This window comes from Myroides sp. LoEW2-1, assembly GCF_009767705.1.
GTDB classification, from domain to species: domain Bacteria; phylum Bacteroidota; class Bacteroidia; order Flavobacteriales; family Flavobacteriaceae; genus Flavobacterium; species Flavobacterium album_A.
This window is the reverse complement of the sequence record NZ_WSPP01000246.1, coordinates 1-9,010: the sequence shown is the minus strand read 5'-3', so window position 1 is coordinate 9,010 and position 9,010 is coordinate 1. Positions and strand designations below refer to the sequence as shown.

Here is a 9,010-nt window from a genome sequence, read left to right as displayed (position 1 = left end):
AAGATAACTGCCTTGACTACAATACAATATATTAATAAATTCTTACTCAATAGAAATCTAAATACTTTAAAAAAACCGATTGTTTAAAATGCACAACGGGTTAAGTAATGTTTATAGTCATATGTTTTCACCGTTTCTTTTATTTTGAGATTAATAGGGTTTAAATCACTTTGTGGAAAACTATCTTTGAATAGATCTTCATATTTGAAAACAAGTTCTTCGTTCTGAGACAGAAACTCTAAGTTTGATCCAGAATAGAAAAGCATGTGATCAATGTTAGAGTAAGCGACATTTTCATCTTTTAAGGGATTGTGATAGGCCACAAAAGTAGCATCACTTTCATCATCTATTCTACTCCATCCTGTACTAACACTGAGCAAATATTCCAAAAGATTATTTTTGTCTATATCGTTATTACTTAATATTTCCAAATCTTGAAAAGTAATTAACCTGTTTTCAATCTTTTTGAATCTTTTTATATCACTCTCTAATATAATTGGTTTAAGCATATTAGGATTTGTTTTTGAATAGATAATTTCAATAGTTTGATCCTTATATACGCTTTCAAAGACTTCTTGCGGTACTTCAACTTGGGTATTTATATCGCGTTGGGATAATGTTTCATGAAAGCTAACTTGTAGTGTAAAAGTATTGTTTTTTACCCCTCGATGGATTGAATTTGCTATATGTGTACCATTTAATACTTTAGCTGAGGCTATGATTCCATTTGTTTCAAATTCACTATCTACTCTTTTTTGTTGAATAGTAAAAAAGAGTACCCCCCATAATCAAACCATATAAAATAGCTAATAGCATTTTTCCGAAATCACTTGCATCTTTGTCTTGATTTTTAGACTGTGTGAGAAGTTCTCCTACATCATAAGTAGATGTAATGTTAGTTAAAGAGAATAAAGCTGTGATAGCGCAAGCAATTCCTGTTACAAAAGTAGTTAGATAAGGATTGAAGAAATAGTTCTCTAAAGAAATAAAGTAAAGGAGTACGGTGAATATTATTACACTAATAACACCCCAAAGTATTTGTCCTTTTTTCATATTAATTTTTTGTTAAAAATAATATAATTACTGATGTAAACGGATTATAATCTTAGTTTTATTTATAATTGTAAAATATGTAAGCGGCTGCCAATATGGAAATTAAATATTTTACCCCTTGTACTTCACTTGAGAAGTATATCAAAAAGTTTTGGTATGGAGATGTGTTATCTGAAGCTGATTCTATTTCAAAATACAAGATTCTTGCCGCAGGTTCAACAGGTTTAATTATTCAACATTGTCGAGGAAAGTCTAATTTGTTTAATTATACTGATCAAAGGCAATTGCCAATTGCTTTTCTCTATGGCCAAAAAAGTGATGAACCTTGTGTAAACTATTTTAAAACACATGGATCAATTATTGGCATTGATTTTCACGCATCTGCTTTTAAGAAGATATTTAACGTTAATACAAATGAACTCACAAATACATTAATAGAAGCCCAAGAGTTAATCCCTATCTCTATAATCGAACAAGTAGTTTATTCTTCTTCTATCTTATCAGCGGTCTCTATTTTAGAAGATTATTTTATACAAAAGATACAATTGAGTTATTCAAATACTTTTATTGTAGATCAAGGTTTGATGTTGTTGAATCAGGATTTTTTGCACACTGATTCTCGAACAATTGCCTGTGATTTGCATATTTCACAGCGACAAGTACAAAGGAAGTTCCGAGAAGATATCGGTTTGTCAATTGAAGAGTATAAAAGAGTGGTAAAGTTTCAACACGCCTGTAATGCTATTTACAAAGGAGACTTTACCAAATTGAGTGATTTAGCTTATAACTACGGTTATGCTGATCAATCCCATTTTATCCGTGAGTTTAAAATGTTTTCGGGAAGTACTCCAAAGGACTTTTTGAATCACTGTATTGCTTTTGATACAGAACAAACGGTAGAACAACCAATGCGTATCGTAGGGGTTCGATAAGACTTTATGTCGTTAGCGTTCTATTTTTAGTGCGTGATAAAGTTGAATTTTGTATTTTAAATTAGATAGATTATGTTGGAAATACATCATTTAAATTGTGTAGATATCGATGCTCCTACTGGAGATCATGCTATAGGACATTGTGTTGTTCTTAAAGTAAATGAAAGTCTTGTACTGATTGACTCAGGTATTGGGGTGGTTGATTGTCTTTCACCAGAACTAAGATTGGGCAAAGAGCTAATTGAGATGGTCGGTTTTAACCTCCATGTGGAAGATACAGTGTATAAGCAGTTAAAAAGATTGGGACTCGATCCCAACTGTGTTACTGACATTGTAGTTTCTCACTTAGACTGTGATCATATAGGAGGTGCAAGTGATTTTCCTAAAGCAAGACTTCATGTTGGGTTGGAGGAATATCACAATTATTTATCAGATAATCCTCGCTATCTTCGAAATTTGTTAGATCATAAACCAGTTGTAAAGTTATATGAATCAGCATCAGAACAATTATTTGGTTTAGAAGTCAGAAAAGTAGATATAGAAGGCGATTTGAAAGTTTACCTTACTCCATTATTTGGCCATACTCTTGGGCATTGTGGCGTTTTATATCAAGTAGCTAATCAGTGGTATTTTTATATAGGAGATGCTTATTATTTAAAAGCAGAACTATTCGATGACAATCATTCGGTTAGTCAGCTTACACAAGCAAGAGCAGATGATAATGATTTGCGCTTAAAATCTATGGATATAATAAAAGGGTTTATGAAGGAATATCCAGATGTGAAAGTATATAGTTATCACGATTTGGAGGAGTATAATTCTGTTGTTTAGCGTCTGTATTCACATTTCGTAGTTTGTATCAATGTGGCTTCGTGTTTAGTTGATAGGCTATTCTCTTTAGTGATGTTGTTCTCATGATGAATGGGAAGTATCTTGTTTTGTGGGATCTTCTTGACACAGAATATTCAATGTAGCCCTTGACTATTTTATAAAGTACTCTTTTCTTTTAATGTGTTTTATTTATCAATAACAATATTGAGTTCCTCCTGTATTTCTTGTCTTTAGTAATTGAAGTACTCTCATTACGACTATTTATTCTCAAGATAGAAGTGCTGCCAGTTTATTTTTGTGGTAGTATTTGTCCTATATAAGAATAGGTTTACACTAAGTAAACTTATTAGTGAAAGATAGGTAAAACACAAGGAAAAGGTGTCGTCAACTTAATTATACTTTAGGCGATAAATCATAAGCTGTATGCGAAGTAAAATAAAAACATATAAAAAAGTGAAGTAACATACAATAAAATGAGGTTTTCAAAACAAGGCAAATAGAGGAACTATTTTTTAACCAAATTTACAGGTGATTTATCAATCGCTTTGCATCCATTTGATAGGGGGTTGCTTGAGTTTTTCTTGCACCTTTCTTGCACCTTTCTTCGAGAAAACCGTGCTTTTGACAAGGAAACCCCCAGAAAAGTGCAAGCATTCCCCAAGGAAGTGCAAGAAAAGCCCTCTAATAGAACAGTCGAATATGCTTTTCAGAATTTGTCAATTTCAGTATTTTGTCAAGAGATTATATAGAAGTGTTTTTGGATCATGTAGTTGTGAATTGATCCCTAAGTAGCAGTAGTATTTTTCTTTTTATTATTCAAAACTGAAGTAGGAGTAGTGAGCAAACCATACTTAGATCACTTTGTTTTTTTATTTTTAGGGTTGTTTAGTTGCTTTGTAATGTCGATATTTAAGCCTTAAACCAAGAAAAACCATTATGAAAAAGCCAATACAGGATTTGTATCCGGAGAATCTTGCACACTGTTATGGTTGTGGAAAGAATAATACACAAGGTCACCAATTAAAAACCTATTTAGAAGGAGAAGAAACGATTAGTAGATTTACGCCAGATTTAAAGTATACTGCAATTCCAGGAAGTGTGTATGGAGGATTAATAGCTTCGTTATTAGACTGTCATGGTACGGCTTCGGCTGCTGCATTTGCTTGTGTAGCAGAAGGTATTAGTTTAGAACAAGCACAAATTCCAGTTCGCTGCGTGACAGGTAACCTCAATGTGAATTTCAAAGCGATGACCCCTCAAGGAAAGGAATTAGTAATTATGGGTAAGTTGAAGCACATAGAGGGACGCAAAATCACAGTAGAAATGACCTTATCGGCAGATAATGTTGTCTGTGCTACAGGAGAGATTTTGGCAATTAAGTTGCGAGAGTAAATGAATTTGTAATAATTATTGCAATACAAGAAAAGTATAAAAGCAAGAAAGAGAGTGATTTTATCACTCTCTTTCTTGTTATAGTTGAAAAGTCATTGACTATTTTTCTATTCCTTGATAAACTTTTAAAGCCTCTTTTAGGATTTGGGCAGAGCGAAGTAAATCTTCTTTTTTCAATACATAAGCCATACGAGCTTCGTCTAATCCTACACCAGGAGTAGAATAGAAACCAGCTGCAGGAGCAATCATGACTGTTTCGCCATTTAAGTCATAGTCTTCCAATAGCCATTTTGCAAAATCATCTGCATTTTTCACAGGGAATTTTGCTACACAGTAAAAAGATCCATGAGGTGCTGTTACTTGTACTCCATCAATTTCTTGTAGTGCTTTTATAAATACATCTCTTCTTTCTCTGTATTCCGTTATAACTTCATCAAAATAAGATTCAGGTGTATCTAAAGCAGCTTCAGAGGCAATTTGTGCAAATGTTGGAGGAGAAAGACGAGCTTGGGCAAATTTCATCGCTGCTGTCATTAACTCTTTATTCTTAGAAACAATACACCCAATACGAGCACCGCACATACTATATCTTTTAGATACAGAATCCACCATAATAGCGTGATTAGCTAAGGCAGGGATACTCATTACAGAGATATGTTTAAAGCCATCATATGCAAATTCGCGATATACTTCATCTGCGATAAGGAATAAATCGTGTTTAACAACAAGGTCCGTCAGTTGTTGCATTTCTTGTTCAGAATACAAATAACCAGTAGGATTACCAGGGTTACAGATTAGAATAGCTTTCGTTTTAGGAGTGATTAATTTCTCAAATTCACTGATAGAAGGCAATGCAAACCCATTATCTATAGATGACATTACAGGTACAATTTTTACTCCATTTGAGATAGAAAACCCATTGTAATTAGCGTAAAAAGGTTCTGGAATAATAATTTCATCATCTGGGTCTAAAGTACTTCCCAAGGCAAACATTAAGGCTTCAGAACCTCCAGTAGTAATGATGATATCTGAGAAGTCAACGTTTAAATGATGTCCTTGATAGTAGGTAGCAAGTTTCTTTCTATAGCTTTCAAAACCGGCTGAGTGGCTATACTCTAATACCTCAAAGTTGGCATCTTTAACCGCTTGTAAAGCTCCTTGAGGAGTTTTAATATCTGGTTGACCAATATTTAAGTGATAAACATGATGACCTTTGCTTTTAGCTTTTTCAGCATATGGTACCAATTTTCTAATTGGTGACTCAGGCATATTAATCCCTTTTTGAGAAATTTTTGGCATAATTTATATATTTTAATCTTTAATAATTGACCAAATCAGACAAATAATTATTGTAAGCTGAATCAATTGGGTAGTGTAGTGCAAATGTATATTTTTTTGGGAATATACTGTGGGAAAATCATTACTAAATAATAAGTTAAATATACTGAATTAGTGGGCTTTTTGGTTATTTTTGTTGAATTGTAAAACAACGTATTAACAACTCATGGACAAAAAAATAATTTCTTTTTTTTCTTCGACACGGTTAATGGCTGTACTTTTTATTGTTTACGCAATTGCATTAGCAGCTGGAACCTTTATTGAAGACCGTTATAACACTACAACAGCGCGCATAATTATTTATAACACCAAGTGGTTTGAATTAATTATGTTTTTCTTCTTAGTAAACTTTATTGGAAATATTAAAAGATACCGTTTACTTACTAAAGAAAAATGGGCAACATTTATCATACATGCCTCTTTTATACTGATAATGATAGGAGCTTTCATTACTCGTTATATCAGTTTTGAAGGGATGATGCCTATTAGAGAAGGAGAAACAGCTGATTTGATTTTATCAGATAAAACCTTCTTAACAGTGATGACTGACGGAGACTATCAAGGAGAGGTTCGAAGAAGAACATTCGAAGAGCCTTTATTGTTTTCTCAAGTAACCAATAACAATTTTAAGCTTAAGGAAGAGTTTAATGGAATTCCTTTTGAAGTAGTTTATAAAGACTTCATCATGGGAGCTACAGAAACCATTCAGGAAGATCCAGATGGAATTAAGCTATTGAAACTTGTTGAGTCAGGTGATGGAGATAGACACGAACACTTTTTGAAAGAAGGTGAAGTAGCGAGTATCCACAATGTATTATTTGCTTACAATAAAGCGACAGAAGGAGCAATTAATATTATTGAAGAAGATGGAGAGTTTTTTATAGATACTCCTTTTTCAGGTACTTATATGGTAATGGCTACTCAGGCTACGGGTGATGTTACTCCTAATGAGAAACAACCGTTAAATCTGAGATCGCTTTATAATATGGCTGGGACTCAGTTTGTCTTGCCAGAAATGCCGATTAAAGGAAAGATTGTATTGGCATCAGATGGTGATTTTAAAAGTAGAATGAGCACAGATGCTTTAACAGTGACTGTCAAATCGCAAGGTTTAGAGCAAGATGTTACTCTTATGGGGAAAGGTGGTAGAATTGGAGAACCTCAATCGATTAAATTAGGAGATTTAGAGTTTACACTTATGTACGGAAGTAAAGGTTATACAACCCCTTTCCAAGTAAAATTAAATAAGTTTATTGCAGAGAAATACCCAGGAACAGAAACAAGTTATTCTTCTTTTGAAAGTCAAGTGACCGTAATTGATGGTCAAGAAAGTTTTGATGCGAGAATTTACATGAACAATATCTTAGATTATAAAGGCTATAGATTTTTCCAAGCAGAGTTTGACCGCGATGAAAAGGGAACTATTTTATCAGTTAACCATGACTTCTGGGGAACTTGGATAACCTATATTGGATATTTTTTATTGTATGTAGGTTTATTGGCTATCTTATTTGATAAGAATACACGTTTTTACGATTTGAGAAAAAAATTAGACAAAATAAGAGAAAAGAAAGCGACAATGATGACTATTTTAGTCTTGTTGTTTTCTACCGTTGGATTTGCACAGCACAATCACAGTAGCAATCCTTCTCAAAAACCAGATGCAGCTTTAATAGATTCGCTTGTTCAAGCGACGGCTGTAAGTAAAGAGCACGCTGCTAAGTTTGGTACTTTGGTTATTCAAGACTATGGTGGTCGTATGAAGCCTATCAATACTTTTGCTTCAGAATTGGTGCGTAAAGTTTATAAAAAGGAAACTTACAAAGGCTTGACTCCTGATCAGGTGTTTTTATCGATGACGCAGTTTACGGTAGCTCAACAAATGCAAGGAGCTCCAAACTTTTGGTATTATGCTGACATTATTGCTCTTCCAAGAGGTAATGATAAAATTACGGAATTACTTGGTTTAGAGAAGGGAACAAAATATGCAAGTTTAATTGACTTTTTTGATGCTGAAGGTAATTATATTTTAGCTAAGGAAGTAGATGATGCCAATCACTCTACTATAAAGAATAAGTTCCAAACAGACTTTTTAGATTTAGATGGGAAATTAGCCTTGTTAAATGCTGCATTTACCAGTGGTATTTTAACTGTATTCCCTATCCCTGGGCACGATAATGACAAATGGGTATCTCCATTGGAATTAAATGAATCTGATATAACAGGAATGGATTCTGTTTTTACAAAAAGTATTTTACCACGTATGTATGTTCCAGCATTATTTGGAGCAAAAGAAACTGGTGATTATACTAAAGCAGATGAGTATCTTGCACATTTAAAAACATATCAGTCTCAGTATGGAAAATCTGTAATTCCAAGTGAGAAAAAGATTGAATTTGAAATTTTGTACAATAAGTATGATATTTTCAAAACACTTTATAGTTACTATATGTTAAGTGCTATATTGATGTTTATCTTTATTGTAGCTGGAATTATTAAAGAGTCTAAAGTTAGTACTTGGGTTGTAAAAATAGGAGGATGGCTTACGATTTTATTGTTTGCTATACACACTATTGGTTTAGGAATTCGCTGGTACGTTTCAGGCCATGCTCCATGGAGTGATGCTTATGAATCTGTAATTTATGTGGCATGGGCTACTGCCTTGTTCGGTATATACTTTGGTCGAAAGTCAGAATTAACTGTTGCATCTACTGCATTCGTTACAGGTATGGTACTTTGGGGAGCACACTTAAATTATATGGATCCTGCTATTTCTAATTTACAACCAGTTCTTAACTCATATTGGTTAATTATTCACGTAGCTGTAATTGTAGCAAGTTATGGTCCATTCACATTAGGAATGATGCTTGGAGTGGTAACCTTAGTTCTTATGATCTTGACAAATGAAAAGAATAAGAAGAAGATGGACATGAATATTAAAGAACTTACTTACATTAACGAAATGGCGTTAACTGTTGGATTAGTTCTTTTAACTATTGGGAACTTCCTTGGAGGACAATGGGCAAACGAAAGTTGGGGACGCTATTGGGGATGGGATCCAAAAGAAACTTGGGCACTTATTAGTATTATGATTTATGCTTTTGTTATTCATGCCAGATTAGTTCCAGCTATGCGTGGTACATGGATATATAATGTATTTAGCGTAGTAGCATACTATTCTATTATGATGACTTACTTTGGAGTGAATTTCTATTTAAGTGGGTTACATTCATATGCTTCAGGAGAGAAAGTAATCACACCAACAATCATATGGTGGTCACTTGCTTTTGTATTTATCATAAGTGTTTTATCTTTTATAAAGTATAAGAAGTACTTGAAGAAATAGTATTTTAATTTTTTATATATTTTCAATTTAAAACAAAAGGTTAGTATTTTTAATACTAACCTTTTGTTTTTTTTATGAATTATTCTAAAAGCTTCTAATTATATTTTGTGTTTTATTC

Annotated in this window: 7 protein-coding genes; 4 read left to right on the top strand and 3 right to left on the bottom strand. The window is 33.1% G+C overall.

The genetic code is table 11. The features are described from left to right. Positions 1–83 precede the first annotated feature (83 nt). Together GOQ24_RS13045 and GOQ24_RS13040 are read right to left on the bottom strand one after the other, a co-directional pair. Complete coding sequence (locus tag GOQ24_RS13045) at positions 84–509, bottom strand: hypothetical protein (protein ID WP_160339889.1); 426 nt, start codon at positions 507–509, stop codon at positions 84–86. A gap of 232 nt (positions 510–741) precedes the next feature. After that, on the bottom strand, positions 742–1,053 hold the full coding sequence (locus GOQ24_RS13040) for a hypothetical protein (RefSeq protein ID WP_160339888.1): 312 nt from the start codon (positions 1,051–1,053) through the stop codon (positions 742–744). A 95-nt stretch (positions 1,054–1,148) separates the two neighbouring features. Between GOQ24_RS13040 and GOQ24_RS13035 the strand changes: the two genes are divergently transcribed. The 3 genes from GOQ24_RS13035 (at position 1,149) to GOQ24_RS13025 (ending at position 4,208) form a co-directional block, all read left to right on the top strand. Further along, positions 1,149–1,985: a helix-turn-helix domain-containing protein gene (locus tag GOQ24_RS13035; RefSeq protein ID WP_155093303.1), complete on the top strand. Its 837-nt coding sequence runs from the start codon at positions 1,149–1,151 to the stop codon at positions 1,983–1,985. A gap of 72 nt (positions 1,986–2,057) precedes the next feature. Beyond that, positions 2,058–2,816, top strand: a complete 759-nt coding sequence (locus tag GOQ24_RS13030; protein WP_155093302.1) for an MBL fold metallo-hydrolase — start codon at positions 2,058–2,060, stop codon at positions 2,814–2,816. A gap of 936 nt (positions 2,817–3,752) precedes the next feature. After that, positions 3,753–4,208, top strand: coding sequence for a PaaI family thioesterase (locus GOQ24_RS13025; protein ID WP_155093301.1), 456 nt, complete (start codon positions 3,753–3,755; stop codon positions 4,206–4,208). Between the two features lie 99 nt (positions 4,209–4,307). On the opposite strand, the gene GOQ24_RS13020 is transcribed toward GOQ24_RS13025, so the two are convergent. After that, on the bottom strand, positions 4,308–5,507 hold the full coding sequence (locus tag GOQ24_RS13020) for a pyridoxal phosphate-dependent aminotransferase (RefSeq protein ID WP_155093300.1): 1,200 nt from the start codon (positions 5,505–5,507) through the stop codon (positions 4,308–4,310). A 205-nt stretch (positions 5,508–5,712) separates the two neighbouring features. On the opposite strand from GOQ24_RS13020, the gene ccsA reads away from it, so the two are divergent. Beyond that, a complete protein-coding gene (ccsA, locus tag GOQ24_RS13015; protein WP_155093299.1) occupies positions 5,713–8,892 on the top strand; it encodes a cytochrome c biogenesis protein CcsA in 3,180 nt (1,059 codons plus the stop codon). Positions 8,893–9,010: the final 118 nt, after the last annotated feature.

What these genes read in the sequence shown, in the direction of transcription:
- GOQ24_RS13045 (WP_160339889.1), bottom strand. Translation starts at nt 509, where the DNA reads ATGCTTAAACCAATTATATTAGAGAGTGATATAAAAAGATTCAAAAAG.
- GOQ24_RS13040 (WP_160339888.1), bottom strand. Translation starts at nt 1,053, where the DNA reads ATGAAAAAAGGACAAATACTTTGGGGTGTTATTAGTGTAATAATATTC.
- GOQ24_RS13035 (WP_155093303.1), top strand. Translation starts at nt 1,149, where the DNA reads ATGGAAATTAAATATTTTACCCCTTGTACTTCACTTGAGAAGTATATC.
- GOQ24_RS13030 (WP_155093302.1), top strand. Translation starts at nt 2,058, where the DNA reads ATGTTGGAAATACATCATTTAAATTGTGTAGATATCGATGCTCCTACT.
- GOQ24_RS13025 (WP_155093301.1), top strand. Translation starts at nt 3,753, where the DNA reads ATGAAAAAGCCAATACAGGATTTGTATCCGGAGAATCTTGCACACTGT.
- ccsA (WP_155093299.1), top strand. Translation starts at nt 5,713, where the DNA reads ATGGACAAAAAAATAATTTCTTTTTTTTCTTCGACACGGTTAATGGCT.
- GOQ24_RS13020 (WP_155093300.1), bottom strand. Translation starts at nt 5,507, where the DNA reads ATGCCAAAAATTTCTCAAAAAGGGATTAATATGCCTGAGTCACCAATT.